Origin of the sequence: Pedobacter sp. V48, assembly GCF_000523515.1 — a bacterium.
Lineage (GTDB): Bacteria > Bacteroidota > Bacteroidia > Sphingobacteriales > Sphingobacteriaceae > Pedobacter.
Genome location: NZ_AWRU01000006.1, coordinates 368,771 through 386,859, shown reverse-complemented (window position 1 = coordinate 386,859; position 18,089 = coordinate 368,771). Strand labels below are relative to the sequence as shown.

Genomic DNA, 18,089 nt, shown 5'->3' with positions numbered 1-18,089 from the left:
CCTTTGACCTATAATAGAGCATGCTAAAAGAAAAACTACATAATGCACATCACAATAATCCCGCTCCGGATATATTAGTTATAGGCGATCTCATGTTAGATCATTACATCTTCGGGTCGGCCACCAGATTATCACCAGAAGCACCAGTACCGATCCTAAATGCCCATAGAGAATCAAAAATTATTGGTGGTGCAGCAAACGTAGCCAGCAACCTGATTGATCTTGGAGCTAAAGTTCATCTTGCCGGAATTGTTGGCAATGATCTGTTTGCGGCCGACGTAATAGAGATATTAACAACAAAAGGCATAGATAATCGATTGATTTTAAAAGATGACAGCAGGGTAACCACTGTAAAAACACGGGTGATTGCCGGCAATCATCAAATTGTTAGAATAGACAAAGAGGATATCCATAACATCTCTACTGAACTGGAAGAATCTTTTTTTGCTTTCATTACCCCTTATATAGAAAAAGCAGATATTGTAGTCCTTTCAGATTACAACAAAGGCTTACTTACCCCAACCCTATCCTTAAGAATCATTGGTTACTGCCAGTCGCTTGGTAAAAAGACCCTTGTAGATCCAAAAGGAATGGATTATAGTAAATATGAAGGTGCTTTTCTTATTAAGCCGAACAAAAAGGAACTGGCAGAAGCTGCTAAAGCAGAAAAAATCAATTCTGATGAGGATTTAATTAAAGCGGCTCACGTTATTTTGGATGCCACCAAGGCGACCTATCTGATTGTAACACTTTCGGAAGCGGGAATTGCGATTATCACTAAAGAAGACTATAAAATCATACCTGTAGCCGCTACCGAAGTTTACGATGTTACCGGAGCCGGCGATACTGTAATAGCCACTTTAGCCTATTGCCTTTCATTAGGCTTTAGTGTTGAAGAAGCGGCAACTATCGCCAATTACGCGGCATCAATTGTGATCAAACATATTGGCAGTGCAACTACCAGCATTGAAGAAATCATTGCATCTTTAAAAACCAATTAACATTCATGGTATTAGACGAATTAAATCATCATAAGCTAACCATTGAGAAAGTCATTTCCAACCTTGTACCTCAAATAGAGAGCAGCTGTAAACTGATTACAGATACCCTGCTTTCAGGTGGTAAAGTATTGTTAGCCGGAAACGGGGGAAGCGCTGCCGATGCACAGCATATTGCCGCAGAGTTGACCGGCAGGTTTGTTAAAGAGCGCAAGGCACTGCCTGCAATTGCACTTACGGTTGATACTTCGGCACTAACAGCAATAAGCAATGATTATGGTTACCATAGCGTATTTGAACGCCAGTTGCATGCGTTAGCCAACCCTTCAGATCTGTTTATTGCGATATCTACAAGTGGCAACAGCGCAAACATTATAAACGCCTTAAAAGCAGCAAAAGAAATTGGTTGTAAAACACTAGGCCTTTCTGGCAGAGACGGTGGCCAGATGAATGAGCTTTGCAATATAAATATTGTCATCCCCGAAGACAATACTGCCAGAATACAGGAAATGCATATCCTGATTGGGCATATTCTTTGCACCGCAGTAGATCAATCGTATTAATTATGGCAAAAGATTCAAAACAGACTCTTGTACAAAAAATAGTATCCAGAGCTACTTTAATTGATAAAGCCCATAAGTGGAAAACTGAAGGTAAAAAAATAGTATTTACAAATGGCTGTTTTGACATCATACACCCTGGCCATATCGCCTACCTTGGCGAAGCTGCCGATTTGGGAGACATACTTGTTGTTGGTTTAAATACCGATAATTCTGTATGCAAGCTGAAAGGAGAGAACAGGCCAATAAATAATGAATTTAGTCGCACACAACTTATTGCATCCATGTTTTTTGTTGATGCTGTTGTCCTTTTTAGTGAAGACACCCCACTTGATTTAATTAAAGTAGTTCAACCTGATGTATTGGTTAAAGGTGGAGATTACAACCTCGATAATATTGTGGGTGCAAAAGAAACAATTGCTAATGGAGGTGAGGTTAAAGTGCTTAACTTCCTGCCGGGTTATTCATCAACAAGTATTATAGAAAAAATAAAAGGTTCACAATAAGCAATTATTGATTTGAAAACACCTAAAAAGATTATTGTAATAAGGTTCAGTTCCATGGGGGACATCATTTACACAACCCCGGTAGTGAGGTGCCTTAAAGAGCAACTACCCGATTGCGAAATACATTTCCTTACCAAACCTGCATTCAAATACATATACCAGAACAACCCTTATTTAACTAAGCTTCATACACTTAAACCAAAGTTATCTGATACCATTAAAGAGATTAAAGCCGAGAATTTTGACCTGATTATAGACCTGCACAATAACCTGCGCACTTCCATTATCAAGTTCAAAACCGGGCTACCCTCTTCTACTTATAAAAAAGATAGAATAAGCAAATGGCTGGCATTAAAATTCAAGTGGAATAAGCTCATTTCTGGAAAACATCTGGTAGACAGATACCTTGAAACTGTGAAGTTTCTTGGTGTAAAAAATGATGATAAGCCTATTGATTATTATACCTCTAAAGAATATCATTTGTCGGAATTTCTACCTCCATCTCATCAGGAAAAGTTCGTTGCATTTGTTATCGGAGCAACTCATTTTACCAAAAGGTTGCCTAACGATAAGATTATTGAAATATGTCATGAAATAAATCTTCCGGTGGTTTTATTGGGAGGCAATGATGTAAAGGACAATGCCGATATAATTAAGGAAGCTACTGGCGATAATGTATACAGTACATGTGGGATTACAAACCTGGATCAATCTGTTTTTCTAATCTCTAAGGCCCATAAGGTAATTGGTTTTGATACCGGACTGACGCACATTTCAGAAGCCTTTGACAAGCCCTTGGCATCTGTATGGGGCGGTACCACACCTGATCTGCTAGGGGTGCATCCTTATAAAATATCACACTCATTAATTGTGGGAGAAGACCTATCGTGTAGGCCCTGTTCAAAGTTTGGTTTAGAGAAATGTCCACTGGGACATTTTAAATGTATGAAAAACATTCATACCGATAAGATTGTTAGTTTTATAAACTCATAAGAACGCTTATATGAAGCAATTGCTATTAGTAAGACACGGTAAATCAGACTGGGGCAATTCCCATCTTTCAGATTTCGACAGGCCATTAAATCCAAGGGGACACAGAAACGCACCAGAAATGGCGGCAAGGATATTTCAAAAAGACCTTGTTCCGCAATTATTGGTAAGCAGCCCTGCTTTAAGAGCAATTACTACCGCTAAACATTTCTCGCAAGTTTGGCACAAATCTCCCGATCAGATAAAAGAAGAAGCTGCTATTTATGAGGCTGATGTAAACACCCTTTTAAAGGTGGTGAACAAGCTCAATAATAAATATAACAGAGTAGCCATATTTGGGCACAACCCGGGATTTACAGATTTTGCAAACTACTTAAGTGATGCAAGTATCTATAATATCCCTACCTGTGGAATTGTAATGATAGAATTCCCTACAGATAACTGGGCTGAAGTTAGTCACTTTAGTGGAACGCTGATTGAATTCGATTCCCCCAAAAGTGCTGATGGGGACTAAAAATGAAGGTGCTTAACTGTAAGCCCGTTATTAACTAGTTGCATTAGCGAATCCACCCCTATTCTTAAATGAGTTTCCACATAATTGGTGGTTACACTGCTATCGCTTTCCGCAGTTTTTACACCTTCAGGAATCATTGGCTGATCGGAAACCAGCAGCAATGCTCCGGTAGGAATTTTATTGGCAAATCCTGTGGTAAAAATAGTTGCCGTTTCCATATCTACGGCCATTGCACGTAAGCTTTTCAGGTATTTCTTAAAGCTCTTGTCGTGTTCCCAAACCCTGCGGTTGGTGGTATAGCAAGTTCCTGTCCAATAATCTCTTGAGTGATCTCTTATTGTTGTTGATATCGCTTTCTGCAAAGCAAACGCAGGTAATGCCGGTACTTCTGCAGGAAGGTAATCGTTTGAAGTCCCCTCGCCTCTTATAGCTGCTATAGGCAAAATCAAATCGCCCAATTGGTTTTTCTTTTTTAGCCCTCCGCATTTTCCTAAAAACAAAACAGCTTTAGGGGAAATTGCGGTAAGCAGATCCATCATAGTAGCCGCCATCGGACTTCCCATACCAAAATTGATAATGGTAATTCCATTTGCTGTTACACTTTGCATCGGTTTGTCTAACCCTAAAATAGGTGCATTGCCGTTCCACTCAGAGAACATTTGCACATATTTACTAAAATTGGTGAGCAGGATGTATTGTCCAAATTCTTCTAAAGGTCTGCCGGTATATCTTGGCAACCAGTTCTTAACAATTTCTGATTTAGATTTTAAACCACCTTTTACAGGAGATTCAACTTCTTTAGTTCTTTTTGCTTTTGCTACTGCTTTTTCATCTTTTTTTACGTCTTTTTCTTCGTTCATATATTTATCCTTTCTTTATTATTCTTTTTTTGAGTTGTATGCTAAACTCCTGCTATTCATTTAAGTCTAAGCCCGTCATCTCGACGTTTGGAGAAATCTATTGAAGTAGCATGATCAAGATCTCTCCTAACATCGAGATGACGAATTCACTACTGCTTATGCATTCCCAATGCTCAAATCCCGGTATAACAAACCACTTACCTAAATAACAAGTTAAAAAAAAATNNMYRRTAAARCCGGGGATTTAAATTTCTAAGCAGCTTTTAACTTTTTAAAGTCTGCTTTCTCAAATTTCTCCACGGCGTAGTCGAGTGAAATACTCAATTCCTGGACGCTGGCGTCCGATGGCACTTCAAACATCGCATCAAGCATAATTGCCTCGCAGATAGAGCGTAATCCCCTTGCACCAAGTTTATATTCCATTGCCTTATCAACAATAAAATCTAAAACTTCATCTTCAAATACAAGCTTTACATTCTCATATTCGAATAGTTTCACATACTGACGCAACAATGAATTCTTAGGCTCGGTAAGTATGTTGCGTAAAGCTTGCTTATCTAATGGGTTAAGGTGTGTTAAAACCGGCACACGACCAATAAGTTCTGGTATTAATCCAAATGATTTTAAATCCTGAGGAGTGATATATTTGTACAGGTTTTTAAGATCTAACTCTTCGTCATCCTTTTTAACTTTATAACCTACAGCCTGCGTACGCAATCTGTTTGCTATTTTACGTTCAATACCATCAAATGCACCACCACAAATAAACAAGATGTTATTCGTGTTTACAGGAATCATTTTCTGATCCGGATGCTTACGACCACCCTGAGGTGGAACGTTTACGACAGTACCTTCTAAGATCTTCAGCAAGGCCTGTTGTACACCTTCTCCCGATACATCTCTGGTGATTGAAGGGTTATCACTTTTACGTGCCACCTTATCAACCTCATCGATATAAACGATACCACGTTCAGCCGAAGCCACATCATAATCAGCAGCTTGCAATAAACGTGTTAATATACTTTSGASAWSSTSTNMCANAYANGCCCGCTTCGGTAAGCACCGTTGCATCACATATACAAAAAGGCACATGCAATATTTTTGCAATGGTTTTAGCCAGTAAAGTTTTACCTGTCCCGGTTTCACCTACCAGCATGATGTTGGACTTTTCAATCTCAATCTCGTCGGCTTTATCAATCTTCTGACTCAACCTTTTATAGTGGTTATACACGGCCACAGAAAGTACTTTTTTAGCATCGTCCTGACCAATAACATACTGATCAATATGCGCTTTAATTTCCTGCGGTTTTAATAAGGTGATCGAAGGATCCAAAGCCTTACCTTTTTTGCTGCCCAACTCCTGTACCAGAAGCTGATTCGCCTGAGCCACACATTTATCACAAATGTATGCATCAAGCCCTTCGATAAGCATTAAAGTATCCTGCTTACCTGAGCCACAAAAAGAGCAACGCGATTCTTTATTTTGTTTAGCCATTTTTAATCTTTCTTACTACTGGCAACCAGTACTTCATCAATCATTCCAAAACCTTTTGCCTCCTCAGCTTTCATCCAGTAATCACGGTCTGAAGCCTTTTCTACCCACTCATAAGGTTGTCCGGAATGATTAGCTATGATATCGTACAGTTCCTTTTTTAATTTTAGCATCTCCCTAAGGTTGATCTCCATATCAGAAGCCACACCCTGAGCACCACCAGAAGGCTGGTGAATCATTACACGTGAGTGAGGTAATGCAGCACGTTTTCCTTTAGCTCCTGCTACCAATAAAACCGCTCCCATTGAAGCCGCCATACCGGTACAAATTGTAGCTACATCAGGTGTGATGTACTGCATGGTGTCGTATATACCTAAACCGGCGTAAACTGAACCACCTGGTGAATTGATATAAATCTGAATATCTCTATTGTTATCTGTCGATTGTAAAAACAACAATTGGGCTTGTATAATGTTTGCATTTCCGTCATAAATAGCATCACCTAAAAAGATAATCCTATCCATCATCAAACGAGAGAAAACGTCCATTTGCGCTACATTAAGCTGGCGTTCTTCAATGATATAAGGTGTCATGCTTTTTGGAGAGTTGTTTGTTGCTCCAATAAAACGATCAACATTTAAACCGTTTATACGGTGATGTTTAACTGCATATTTTCTAAACTCGTCTTTATCTATTTTCATAAGTTCTTATTTTTCTTTTTATCGGTTATGAAGCTTCCTCAGGAGGTTTCATAAGTTCTTATTTTCTAATATTTGTCACCAAAGTAGCTAAACTAAATTGGTAATTTATTGTGGCATTGTAAAATTTGAATATCTTTTATATAAATAAGGCGGCCTTAATAAAGCCGCCTTATTCTTAATACTATAAAATTAATTGTATTTGCTGTTACCAGCCTTTATTATTTTAATTCTATAAATTTATTATAAGCTATTTCTTTTTGGTCTAAAGTAGCAACCGATTGAATGTGTTCAAAAACTTTAATCGCTTTTACTTCATCAAAAATACGGTTAGCGTTGTCTTTCTCTTTAAGGAAAGTAGCAGTGTACTGAGCCAATTGATCTTCCGGCATCGGAGCTGGGCTGTACATTCTAAATTGTGCGTCTAAACGTTGTTTTGCTGTTTGGAAAACATCTTCGTATTTAATCTCGATGTTATTGTCTTTAATCAATTTGTTTTCGATTAAAGTCCATTTTAAGTTTTTAGCGAAATCGTCATAACCTTCAGCTAATTCTTCGTCAGTTAGTTTTTCGTTAGTAGCTTTTAACCATTTACGTAAAAACTCATCTGGCAAATCAATTTTAACACTGTCGGTAAGTTTAGTGTACATATCGTTTTGTAATTTACGATCTGCGTCTTGCTTAAACATGCTTTCGATTTCTTCTGTAATTCTGGCAGTAAAACCAGCCTCATCAGTTACTTCACCTGCACCAAATAATTTATCAAAGAACTCTTGATTTAAATCAGCTTCCTCTAAACGGTTTACATTTTTAACCGTTACCTGGAATTTAGATTGTAGGTCTTTGGCATCCTCTTCGCTGATGTTTAACAATTTGGCTATAATAACCTCATTTTTATCAAAAGCTTTTTGAACGTCAAGTGTAACTACATCATCCTTTTTTAAACCAATTAAAGATTTTAAAATCTTTTTATCAGTAACCTGATCTAAACGAATAGATCCTGTTTGTGTAATGCCACCTTCAAAAACTGAACCATCAGCAGAAAGTTGTGCTAATTCGGCATAAAGTACGTCTTCTTCTGCCGAAACTTCAGGGTTTGTCATTTTGCCATAGCTTTTGCGGATGTTTTTGATACGCGCAGCTAAAGTTTCTTCGTCAGCTTTTACAACATATTGAGTAAACTTATCTTTAGAAGAAAGGGTTAAATCAATAGCTGGTGCTAATCCTAATTCATAATCAAATTCAAACTCGTCTGTATAATCCCATTTGAATTCTTTAGAATCATCCATCACAGGTAAAGGCTGACCAAGAATTTCTACTTTATTATCAGTTAAGTGTTTGTTTAAAGTTTCGCTTAACAGATTGTTGATTTCTTCGACAAGAATACTTCTGCCATACATTTTTTTGATGTGAGCAGGAGGAACCATTCCTTTACGGAACCCAGGAAGGTTTGCTTTTTTAGCTTGTTCTTTTATAGTCTTATCAACCTTTTCAGTATAATCTTCAGGTGCAATTTTAATTTTTACAACTGCGTTTAAGTCGTTAATTTTTTCCTGTGTAATGTTCATCTTTCTGAATCAATATTTTTATAACCGTCTTTATATAAAAATTCCCCCGTGTTGCGGGGGAATTTTTGTGTGCGGAAGAAGGGACTCGAACCCCCACGCCGTGAAGCGCCAGATCCTAAGTCTGGTGCGGCTACCAATTACGCCACTTCCGCAGTTAGGATTGTTTTAGGACTGCAAAGATAGAGATAGTTTTCAATTCTCAAAACCCTTTTGAAAATATTTTCAATAAATATTTAATACCCCTCTGCCCTATTCTCATTACTTACTCACCATCAAAATTTCACCCTTCTGATAACCAGCAAAATACATTTAAAACTTTGAATGCATCAATAAATTTCATGAACGAAAAAAAATTAAAATATTTTTTCATTTTCCTGTTTTCCGGCAACGCCATTTCTAATTTTCGATCAAAATACCACAAAGACACTTATTATCCTGAAATCATGCTACTGCACTATCCTCGTGACGAGCGTATAAAAATGATGCTTATTAAATGCAATTCACCCGGACGTAACCGCGATATGACCCGGATATAAGCCGGGCATAATCCCTTTGAAATTTCATTGAACCAGGGATCAAAAACCCACGTTATATATTCACGTAATATATTACTTATATCCCAGGCCCATATTGTAGAATAAAAACGCCCATTTATCGGCAATCTCTTCAATAGCTTTATCTGTCGGTTTACCTGCACCATGCCCGGCGTTGGTCTGTATACTGATCAGCACCGGCGCATCACCTCCCTGCCGCTCCTGCAATGTTGCCGCAAACTTAAAAGAGTGCGCTGGCACAACCCTGTCGTCATGATCAGCAGTGGTTACCAATGTTGCAGGGTATTTACCTCCTGCTTTTAAAGCATGCACAGGCGAATATTGGTGTAAATATTCAAACATCTCTTTTGAATCTTCCGACGTTCCGTAATCATAGCTCCAGCCTGCTCCTGCCGTAAATTTATGGTAGCGCAGCATATCCATTACCCCAACGGCCGGAAATGCCACCTTAAACAGCTCTGGTCGCTGTGCCATGGTAGCCCCTACCAGCAATCCTCCATTTGAACCACCCATTATTGCCAGGTAATCTTTAGAGGTATATTTAGTTGAAATCAAATACTCGGCCGCAGCAATAAAGTCGTCAAATACATTTTGCTTTTGCAATTTGGTTCCTGCAAGATGCCATTTTTCGCCATACTCGCCACCCCCACGCAGATTTGGGACTGCATAAACACCTCCCTGCTCCAGTAAAACGACTATAGAAGTACTAAATGCAGGAGTTAAACTGATATTAAAACCTCCGTAACCATACAAAACAGTGGGGTTTTTGCCATTTAGCACAATTCCTTTTTTATAAGTAATGATCATTGGTACCTTAGTACCGTCTTTAGATGTGTAAAATATTTGCTTAGACTCGTATTTTGAAGGATCGAAATCAATACCTGGCTTTTTATAGTCTTCCGATTGGCCCGTAGTTACCGAATATTTAAAGATGGTAGTTGGGTAAACATAGGATGTAAAGGTATAGAATAGCTCCAATTCCTTCTTTTTACTGCCAAAGCCAACAGCCGTACCTATCCCGGGCAACTTAATTTCATGTTCCATTTTACCATCCATATCATATTGCAATACCATAGACACGGCATCCTTAATATAGTTCGCAAACAATTTGCCTCCTCCGGTTGATGGGCTTAATACATTCTCTGTTTCTTTAATCAGATCTTTCCAGTTTGCAGGTTTGGGATCGGCAGCGTCGACAGTAACGATACGTCCATTTGGCGCGTCAAGATTTGTGTATATGTATAATTTGCTGCCAATATTATCAATAATGCTATGGTTTTGTTCAAAATTATCAACCACCGGAATAATGTCAGAATCGGGAACAGAAAGATCTTTTATGTACAATTCATTGCCCGATGTAGAGTTGGCAGCAGAGATAATCAAATAATGTTCATCTTCTGTTAAGCCTGCACCGATATACCTGCGTGGGGTTTTTGCACCGCCAAATACCAGCTGATCGTCTTTTTGTGGTGTTCCCAGTTTATGGAAAAACAATTTGTGCTGTTCTGTTAAGCCTGACAACTGGCTTCCCTCCTTAGGTTTGTCGTAGCTGCTGTAATAGAAGCCGGTATTGCCTTGCCAGGCTATACCAGAGAATTTTACGTCAATAAGTGTATCCCCAATAATTGATTTGTCAGCCGAATGCATCACAACAACGCTGGTCCAATCTGAACCTCCTGCCGATAGCTGATATGCTACTAAACTACCATCTTTAGAAAAACTGATGTCTGCCAATGAGGTCGTTGCATCTTTAGAAAATGTGTTTGGATCAAGAAATACTTCAGGTTGGCCGCCTTCCTTTTGGCGATACAGAAGGCTTTGGTTTTGCAAGCCAGTGTTTTTATAGAAATAAGTATAATCACCTTCTTTAAATGGCTGAGAATACTTTTCATAATTCATCAACTTTGTTAATCGTTCTTTTATGGCTTTTCTGTAAGGAATTTGGCCCAGGTACTTTTGGGTTACTGCATTTTCTGCTTTCACCCATGCTTTTGTATCCTCGGCACGATCATCTTCCAGCCAACGGTAAGGGTCTTCTACTACGGTTCCAAAATAGGTATCTTTTATGTTTTCTTTCTTTGTTTGCGGATAAGTTATCGCCATTTTTTGTAATGTATTGGTTTTTTGAGCCTGAACAAAAATAGGGAACATAATGACAAGTGCGATCAGGCTGTTTTTAAATGTTGTTTTCATAGCCAAAATTGTTTTACCTAAAATTTAATATTGAGATTATGCTCATAAAAATAAACAAAAAATACGCACACAACACTGTTACTTTTCTTTATTACTACGAATACGTAACTTGGGCGCTTTAATTAGCTTTAATGAAGAACTTATTTTGCAAATCGGCCAGTGTTGGACTGGCACTCATGTTAACTTCCACTGGTGTTTGGGCCCAGGTAAATAAAGACACTCCTTACCATGCATCATCTACAAAAATAAATGCGCTGGTACATACAAAATTAGATGTAAAGTTCGACTACTCAAAACGCCATCTAATTGGTAAAGAATGGGTAACGTTAAAACCTTACGCCTATCCTACAGATTCGCTAACTCTGGACGCACAGGGCATGGATATCAGAACTATTGCTTTGGTAAATGGTAAAAACCTGCAAACATTAAAATACACTTACGATGCGGAGCAATTAAAAGTACAGCTGGGAAAGAAATTCTTACCAGGCGAAACCTACACCATTTTTATTGACTACACCGCAAAACCTGATGAATTAAAAGTAAAGGGCAGCGCTGCCATAACCGATGCAAAAGGTCTTTATTTTATTAATCCCGACAGTGCAGTTAAAGGGAAGCCGGTACAGATCTGGACACAGGGCGAAACAGAAGCTTCTTCTGCATGGTTTCCTACTATAGACAAACCAAATCAAAAAACTACAGCCGAAATTAGCATTACCGCGCCGGCTAAATACGTAACCTTATCAAATGGAAAACTGGTAAGTCAGCTAAAAAATGCAAATGGAACCCGTACAGATACCTGGAAAATGGATCTGCCACATTCTCCTTATTTATTTATGATGGCAGTTGGCGATTTCAAAATCTATCGTGATAAATGGAATAACAAAGAAGTAAACTATTATCTGGAACCTGCCTATGCGCCTTATGCTAAACAAATTTTCGGGCTTACCCCTGAAATGATTGGCTTCTATTCTAAAACGCTTGGTGTTGATTATCCCTGGAATAAATATAGCCAGATTGTAGTTCGTGATTATGTTAGTGGCGCAATGGAAAATACCACTGCTACCTTACACGGTGCTTATGTACAACGCACACCAAGAGAAATGCTTGATGAAAATTTCGGACAGGCAGAAAGCACTATTGCACATGAATTGTTTCATCAATGGTTTGGCGATTACGTTACGGCTGAAAGTTGGAGCAACTTAACTGTAAATGAATCATTTGCCAACTATAGCGAATATTTATGGGCGGAACATAAGTATGGAAAAGATGCTGCCGATGCGCACAATTATGAAGACATGAGCCAATATTTAGGTTCTAAAAAAGAAGCTTTAAAGAACCTGGTGCGTTTTCATTATGCTGATAAAGAAGAAGTTTTTGATGCGGTATCCTATCAAAAAGGCGGTCGCATTTTAAACATGATGCGCAACTATTTGGGCGATAAGGTTTTCTTTAAAGGTTTAAATATCTACTTGAAACAAAACGCCTTTAAAAATGGAGAAGCGCATCAACTACGCTTAGCTATGGAGGAGGCTAGTGGACAGGATATGAACTGGTTCTTTAACCAGTGGTATTTTAATGCCGGTCACCCGAAAATAAGTATAGATTATGCATGGGATGAAAGTGCGAAAACACAAAAAGTAACACTTAAACAAACTCAGACGGGAGATCCATTTACTTTACCTATGGCCATAGATGTGTATACCGGAGCCAATAAAAAGCGTTATCAGGTAACACTTAAAGATGCTGCACAGACTTTTACATTTGCCAGTGCAGCCAGACCTGATCTTGTAAATGTTGATGCCGACAAAGTTTTATTAGCCGAAAAAGACGATCATAAATCCTTAGCTGAGTTTGCATTTCAATATGCGCATGCTCCCTTATTTATGGACAGACTTGAAGCGATAGAAGCTGCAGGAAAAAGTAAAAAAGATACAGAAGGTGCAAAGGTTTTACTTTCGGCATTAAACGACAAGTATTACACGTTAAGAATGCAGGCGCTTGATTCCATCGCTGCTGATGATTCAGAACTTTTTAAAACTGCAATGCCTGCGATTCAAAAACTTGCTACCTCTGATCCGAATACCCTTGTACAGGCACAGGCAATTTCTATTATAGGCGGCAATAAAAGTGCTGCTGATTTAGCATTGTTCAAAAAAGGGCTTGAAAGTAAATCGTATGCCGTTCAGGGATCATCATTAATGGCCCTTGCTTTGCAACAACCTGAAGAGGCCCTCACTATCGCGAGAACGCTTGAGAAAGACAACAAAGCATCACTTACACAAGCAATTGCATTTGTCTATTCTAAATTTGGCACAGAGAAAGAATTGCCTTTCATTAATGAGAAATTTACAGCAATGTCTGCTCAGGAACAAATAGAGATGATTCCTGCTTATGTAAACATATTAGGCAAGGTTAGTGATATTAATGAGCTAAAAAAGGGAGTTGACCTTGTTAAAGCCATCGGATTGAAATACAAAAGCTATGGCTACAATAAATATGTAACTAACTTCCTGCTGCAACTTAAAAAGCAAAAACAGGGAGATCAGGCTGCCTCAAGCTATATTGACAGCGCAATTGATGAATTGAAATAAAGCGACAAATTGAATTAACACAAACTTTATATACAAACCACACAAATGACAAAGAAAACCATCTTATTCCTGGCGCTTTTAGTTAGCGTAGCACTCTCGTGTAAAACCGTTAAAAAAGTTATTCAGGCCCCTCCTTCCCCTGTAGAGAAACCAGCCGGCGACACTGAGCTTGACAACATTAAAAAGGACCTTCCTGAAAGTCAGGTAGAGCGTACAAATGCCGGAATTAAATTCACATTTAGTTCAGAGATATTGTTTCCTACCAACTCTTCGTATTTGAATGAAGGTTCAAAAAAGAGTATTGCTGATGTTGCACAAGTTTTAAAGCAGAAGGATGCCAACCGTCAAATTCTTATTGAAGGACATTCTGACAAAACGGGAACCGCAAAATACAATCAATGGTTATCAGAAAAACGTGCCGTATCTGTTAAAACTTACCTGGTTAGTTTAGGTATTAACGGAGACAGAATTCAAACTTCGGGATTAGGTGATACACAACCTATTGCAGATAACAAAACTAAAGAAGGACGTTTAAAAAACAGAAGAGTTGAGGTTACCTTGTTGAAGTAACGACAACTGTTAAAGATAAATAATTCAACCCAGCCGGCCGGTTAATAAAGTTCCTTTTGAAGCTGAAACAGATATTGAACTGCTTTAACCAGTCGGCTACCATACCAGGAGAACATTTCTCCATCAACCAGCATTACTTTAGCCTCAGGTATTACCGTCCTTATTTCTTCAAGGTGCGATTCCTTGAAAGGATAAGGTTCTGAGGATAAAAATATCAGATCTGGCTTTAATTTAGCCAGTTCATTCAGTTCAATTTCAGGATATCTTCTTTCCTTAATTACATTACTAAGGCCATTTATTGCTAATATATTATCTATAAAGGTATCTCTACCAGCCAACATATATGGGCTTTTCCAGATCAGATAGGCAACTTTTTTATTGATTCCGTTTTGCACGGCTAAAGTTTGAAGGTCATTAAAGCCTGCGTTGATCAGGTGATTTAAATAAGATGCTTCCGGCTGCCTGTCTACCAGTTCACCTATTTGGGCTATGGTTTTTTTGGCATCTTCCAGTGTATAAATATCGCTCATCCATACCGGATAATCCTCCATCAGTTCTTCGATCTGCGACTGCTCATTCTCTTCTTTATTACCGATGATGAGGTCGGGATTTAAATCCCTTATTAGCTGGATATTTAATTTCTTAGTCCCTCCTATTTTGGTACGCTCTGCAAACTTTTCAATGGGATGAATACAAAACTTAGTGAGCCCGATGATTTCCTGATCAAGCCCAAGTTCAAACAACAGCTCTGTTTGAGAAGGCACTAAAGAGATGATCCGTTTTGGTGGATAATTGATTAAAATTTCTCTGTTCAGCTGATCGGTAAAACTGCGTTGCATGATGCAAAGATAATTTCATTATGCGTAATTTAAAGCAATCGCCGAGGACCAGGCCGCAACAAAATGACTTATTCATATTTCAATGCGTCCACAGGATTTGACTTTGCAGCACGGTAAGCCTGCCAACTCACAGTAAACAACGCAATCAAAATGCTCGATACTCCGGTAAGAATGAATACAGCAGGGCCAATTGAAATGCGGTAATCAAACTGCATCAGCCAATTATCCATAATCAAATACCCTATTGGCATGGCCAACACCATCGCTATCATAACTGTTTTAACAAAGCTTACTGACAATAGGGCAATGATACCAGTAATGGTTGCACCCAGTACTTTGCGTATGCCGATCTCTTTTGTCCGCTGCTCGGCACTAAAGGCTGACAGTCCAAATAAGCCAAGACAGGAAACAAATATGGAAAGGCCTGCAAAGAGATTCGATATTATAGACAACATCTGTTCATGCTCGAATTTCTCGGCTACCAGGCTGTCTACAAATTTGATCTCTACAGGGAAATCAGGATTTAATTCTTTTGTAATTTTTGTGATCTGATCAATGCTTTCCCGTATATTCCTTGTAGTGTTTAACCGCATCGTGATTACATCGCTGTTTTCAGCATTGAATACAATGGCCATTGGGTGCAGCGTTCTGGTAGGTTCATCCCACAGTACATCGGCAAATATGCCCACTACTGGTCTTTGTTTCCCATTGAAAAGCACATGCTGACCAAGAGGTTCTCTAAGCCCCATTTGTTCTACAGCGGTTTCGCTGAGCATCAGTGCCGAAGAGTCTGAGGCACGGCCTTTACTAAAATCGCGTCCGGCAATTAATCTGATATTATTTGTTTTTAAGAAATCATAAGTGGTCTGAATAAGATCGAATGAAATTTTCTTATCTCCTTCTCTCATGCCCTGCCATTCAAGTCCGCTGGTATTTGAATTTTGAAAAGCTATACTTCCTGATGACTGCGTTACTGCAGTTACTGCCCTTGAGTTGAGCAGCCTGTCTTTGAAAAGGTCAAATTTAGGATACAGGTTGCCTTCATGAGGCATTTCGATCAGTGCATTGCTATCGTATCCCAGGGGTCTGTTCTTTAAATATTGTAACTGCTGATAAAGGATGAGTGTTGCCACGATCAGAACAATTGCAAAGCCGAACTGAATGATAACGAGCATCTGCCTAAAGCTGAGACTAAAATTGCTTTTAAATGCTATCGTTTTCTTTAAAGCCTGAACCGGGTTAAATGAAGAAAGGAAAAATGCTGGGTAGCTACCAGCAATCAAGCCGGTAAACAGAATCAGGCCGGTCACTGCCAGCCAGTTCCCTGGATGATCATAACTAATCTGCAATTTGGTATTCAGCAGACCATTGAATGCTGGCAGGAATAGTTCAACCAAGACTATTGCAAGTACCACACTAACTATGGTGAGGATAAATGATTCGAGCAGGAACTGCATTATTAATGATGTGCGACTGGCCCCTATTGTTTTCCTTATACCCACTTCTTTTGCCCGTTTTTGGGATCTGGCAGTAGACAGGTTCATAAAATTGATACAGGCTATTGCCAGGATACCCAAGGCAAGTATAATGAAAATGCGTACTTGTTCGATCTGACCGCCATCGGCTATACCGTTACTAAAATGGCCATATAGATGGTATTTTTCGAGAGGATATACAAAAGGGGCTGCCTCAATCGTTTTCGTTACCGTATTCCTGGCAATGGTGTTTTTTATCTTTTGGTTAAACGCATTTGGATCGGTGCCATTCTTAAGTGTAAGCAGTGTGAAGTAGGAATAATTGCCCCAATTAGATTCAGCCGGCCATCCGTTCAGGTTCTCGTAAAGTTTCCAGGATGTCAGACATTCGAATCCATAAGTAAAGTTTGGCGGAAGATCCCTTATTACCGCAGTAACCTTCAGGTTGGCCTGGTTCTCAAACCTAACCGTCTTATTGAGCACATCCACACTACCAAATAACCGTTTTGCAATGGTTTCTGTGAGTAAAATAGAGTTTGGATCGTCAAAGGCTTTTTCAGGATTGCCACTCAGATAGTCAAACTTAAATATTCTCAGCAGATCAGGATCAGCATAGCGTCCTTCTATCTTAAAAGAATTCTGACCATTGGCCACTAGTCGCCTGCTAGCCCATAACACCCTGCTGATGTTTTCTATCTCAGGACTTTCTTCTTTTAGCACCAATGGAAGCACATTGGAAACCTGTGGTGTGGTTCCGGTAATGCTCTTATCGGTACCATAAAAATTAACCATCAGGTGATAAGTGTTTTCACTATTCCCAAATTGCTTATCATAGCTCCACTGGTATTGTACGTACAGCAATAACAATAAGCTCGCTGCAAGACCAATGGCAAGCCCACTGATATTGATCAATGAGGCAGTCTTGTGCTTTAATAAGTTCCGAAAAGCAATTTTAAGATTGAGTTTAAACATCGCTACCAGTTATTATTTAAACCGTTTGCTGAACAGCGACATCTTCCTTTATAACCCCATCCAATAAATGCAGGATACGACTACCATAGCCGGCGTTAACTTCAGAATGGGTAACCTGAACAATGGTAATTCCCTCCTCTTCATTTAGCTTTTTAAACAGATCCATGATTTGCAATGCCTGGGTAGATTGCAAATTACCGGTAGGCTCATCAGCTAAAATAATAGACGGCTGTGCGACCAAAGCACGTGCAATGCCCACCAATTGCTGCTGACCTCCTGATAACTGATTAGGAAAAAGATCACTTTTGGCCACCATATTAAATCTGTCCAGAATATCAGCTACACGGCTTTTACGCTCAGAGCCAGGTACTTTTTTATACAATAATGGCGCTTCGATATTCTCGGCTACCGTCATTTCATCAATAAGGTGATAAGCCTGAAATACAAAACCAATATGGTTACGGTACAGCTCTATGCGCTTGCGTTCGTTTAGTGAAACCACATCTTCGCCCATAAACTCATACTGTCCGTAGGTTGGTTCTTCGAGCATTCCTAATATATTAAGCAAAGTTGATTTTCCGGCACCAGATGGCCCCATTATAGAAACAAATTCACCTTGTTTTATACTTGTAGTTACGTGACGAAGGATGTAACTTTTTACCCCTTTGTTAGCGTAATATTTCTCTATATTTTTTAATTCTATCATGAG

14 protein-coding genes, 1 tRNA gene and 1 pseudogene are annotated in these 18,089 nt (G+C 39.0%); 7 read left to right on the top strand and 9 right to left on the bottom strand.

Going from position 1 to position 18,089, the window contains the following annotated elements:
* The first annotated feature begins 20 nt into the window (after positions 1-20).
* From rfaE1 to N824_RS06880, 5 genes are read left to right on the top strand one after another with little or no spacing between them, the layout of a single operon-like run.
* Positions 21-1,001 carry a D-glycero-beta-D-manno-heptose-7-phosphate kinase gene (gene rfaE1, locus N824_RS06900; RefSeq protein ID WP_048904392.1) on the top strand — a complete coding sequence of 327 codons (981 nt, stop codon included), beginning with the start codon at positions 21-23 and terminating at the stop codon, positions 999-1,001.
* Positions 1,002-1,006: 5 nt separating this feature from the next.
* A complete protein-coding gene (locus tag N824_RS06895; RefSeq protein WP_048904391.1) occupies positions 1,007-1,561 on the top strand; it encodes a D-sedoheptulose 7-phosphate isomerase in 555 nt (184 codons plus the stop codon).
* Positions 1,562-1,563: 2 nt separating this feature from the next.
* A complete protein-coding gene (gene rfaE2, locus N824_RS06890) occupies positions 1,564-2,064 on the top strand; it encodes a D-glycero-beta-D-manno-heptose 1-phosphate adenylyltransferase (protein WP_048904390.1) in 501 nt (166 codons plus the stop codon).
* Between the two features lie 12 nt (positions 2,065-2,076).
* Positions 2,077-3,057: a glycosyltransferase family 9 protein gene (locus tag N824_RS06885; RefSeq protein ID WP_235207014.1), complete on the top strand. Its 981-nt coding sequence runs from the start codon at positions 2,077-2,079 to the stop codon at positions 3,055-3,057.
* A 10-nt stretch (positions 3,058-3,067) separates the two neighbouring features.
* The gene (locus N824_RS06880; protein ID WP_048904388.1) at positions 3,068-3,568 is read left to right on the top strand and encodes a histidine phosphatase family protein; all 501 of its coding nucleotides are present in this window, start codon (positions 3,068-3,070) and stop codon (positions 3,566-3,568) included.
* On the opposite strand, the gene N824_RS06875 is transcribed toward N824_RS06880, so the two are convergent.
* From N824_RS06875 to N824_RS06850, 6 genes and pseudogenes are all read right to left on the bottom strand, one after another.
* Positions 3,565-4,428 (bottom strand): AMP nucleosidase, encoded by an 864-nt coding sequence (locus N824_RS06875; protein ID WP_048904387.1) that lies wholly within the window; start codon positions 4,426-4,428, stop codon positions 3,565-3,567. The genes N824_RS06880 and N824_RS06875 overlap by 4 nt on opposite strands.
* A gap of 252 nt (positions 4,429-4,680) precedes the next feature.
* Positions 4,681-5,923, bottom strand: a pseudogene (clpX, locus tag N824_RS06870) (ATP-dependent Clp protease ATP-binding subunit ClpX).
* A gap of 2 nt (positions 5,924-5,925) precedes the next feature.
* Positions 5,926-6,621, bottom strand: coding sequence for an ATP-dependent Clp endopeptidase proteolytic subunit ClpP (clpP, locus tag N824_RS06865; RefSeq protein WP_048904386.1), 696 nt, complete (start codon positions 6,619-6,621; stop codon positions 5,926-5,928).
* Positions 6,622-6,839: 218 nt separating this feature from the next.
* Positions 6,840-8,186, bottom strand: coding sequence for a trigger factor (tig, locus tag N824_RS06860; protein ID WP_048904385.1), 1,347 nt, complete (start codon positions 8,184-8,186; stop codon positions 6,840-6,842).
* Positions 8,187-8,256: 70 nt separating this feature from the next.
* Positions 8,257-8,338 (bottom strand) — tRNA-Leu (locus N824_RS06855).
* 456 nt (positions 8,339-8,794) lie between these two features.
* Positions 8,795-10,933 (bottom strand): prolyl oligopeptidase family protein, encoded by a 2,139-nt coding sequence (locus tag N824_RS06850; RefSeq protein ID WP_084498218.1) that lies wholly within the window; start codon positions 10,931-10,933, stop codon positions 8,795-8,797.
* A gap of 131 nt (positions 10,934-11,064) precedes the next feature.
* Here N824_RS06850 and N824_RS06845 point away from each other — a divergent pair, with 131 nt between their 5' ends.
* Both N824_RS06845 and N824_RS06840 read left to right on the top strand, forming a co-directional pair.
* The gene (locus tag N824_RS06845; RefSeq protein ID WP_084498217.1) at positions 11,065-13,524 is read left to right on the top strand and encodes a M1 family aminopeptidase; all 2,460 of its coding nucleotides are present in this window, start codon (positions 11,065-11,067) and stop codon (positions 13,522-13,524) included.
* Positions 13,525-13,569: 45 nt separating this feature from the next.
* Positions 13,570-14,094, top strand: coding sequence for an OmpA family protein (locus N824_RS06840; RefSeq protein WP_048904383.1), 525 nt, complete (start codon positions 13,570-13,572; stop codon positions 14,092-14,094).
* 41 nt (positions 14,095-14,135) lie between these two features.
* Here N824_RS06840 and N824_RS06835 read toward each other — a convergent pair whose 3' ends face one another.
* From N824_RS06835 to N824_RS06825, 3 genes are all read right to left on the bottom strand, one after another.
* A complete protein-coding gene (locus tag N824_RS06835) occupies positions 14,136-14,933 on the bottom strand; it encodes an ABC transporter substrate-binding protein (protein WP_048904382.1) in 798 nt (265 codons plus the stop codon).
* 68 nt (positions 14,934-15,001) lie between these two features.
* Positions 15,002-17,380, bottom strand: coding sequence for an ABC transporter permease (locus N824_RS06830; protein WP_048904381.1), 2,379 nt, complete (start codon positions 17,378-17,380; stop codon positions 15,002-15,004).
* Between the two features lie 16 nt (positions 17,381-17,396).
* The gene (locus N824_RS06825) at positions 17,397-18,086 is read right to left on the bottom strand and encodes an ABC transporter ATP-binding protein (RefSeq protein ID WP_048904380.1); all 690 of its coding nucleotides are present in this window, start codon (positions 18,084-18,086) and stop codon (positions 17,397-17,399) included.
* Positions 18,087-18,089 lie beyond the last annotated feature (3 nt).

Coding starts and splice junctions, on each gene's coding strand:
- N824_RS06825 (WP_048904380.1), bottom strand. CDS start 18,086: ATGATAGAATTAAAAAATATAGAGAAATATTACGCTAACAAAGGGGTA.
- tig (WP_048904385.1), bottom strand. CDS start 8,186: ATGAACATTACACAGGAAAAAATTAACGACTTAAACGCAGTTGTAAAA.
- clpP (WP_048904386.1), bottom strand. CDS start 6,621: ATGAAAATAGATAAAGACGAGTTTAGAAAATATGCAGTTAAACATCAC.
- N824_RS06875 (WP_048904387.1), bottom strand. CDS start 4,428: ATGAACGAAGAAAAAGACGTAAAAAAAGATGAAAAAGCAGTAGCAAAA.
- N824_RS06845 (WP_084498217.1), top strand. CDS start 11,065: ATGAAGAACTTATTTTGCAAATCGGCCAGTGTTGGACTGGCACTCATG.
- N824_RS06840 (WP_048904383.1), top strand. CDS start 13,570: ATGACAAAGAAAACCATCTTATTCCTGGCGCTTTTAGTTAGCGTAGCA.
- N824_RS06850 (WP_084498218.1), bottom strand. CDS start 10,933: ATGAAAACAACATTTAAAAACAGCCTGATCGCACTTGTCATTATGTTC.
- rfaE1 (WP_048904392.1), top strand. CDS start 21: ATGCTAAAAGAAAAACTACATAATGCACATCACAATAATCCCGCTCCG.
- rfaE2 (WP_048904390.1), top strand. CDS start 1,564: ATGGCAAAAGATTCAAAACAGACTCTTGTACAAAAAATAGTATCCAGA.
- N824_RS06830 (WP_048904381.1), bottom strand. CDS start 17,380: ATGTTTAAACTCAATCTTAAAATTGCTTTTCGGAACTTATTAAAGCAC.
- N824_RS06880 (WP_048904388.1), top strand. CDS start 3,068: ATGAAGCAATTGCTATTAGTAAGACACGGTAAATCAGACTGGGGCAAT.
- N824_RS06835 (WP_048904382.1), bottom strand. CDS start 14,933: ATGCAACGCAGTTTTACCGATCAGCTGAACAGAGAAATTTTAATCAAT.
- N824_RS06895 (WP_048904391.1), top strand. CDS start 1,007: ATGGTATTAGACGAATTAAATCATCATAAGCTAACCATTGAGAAAGTC.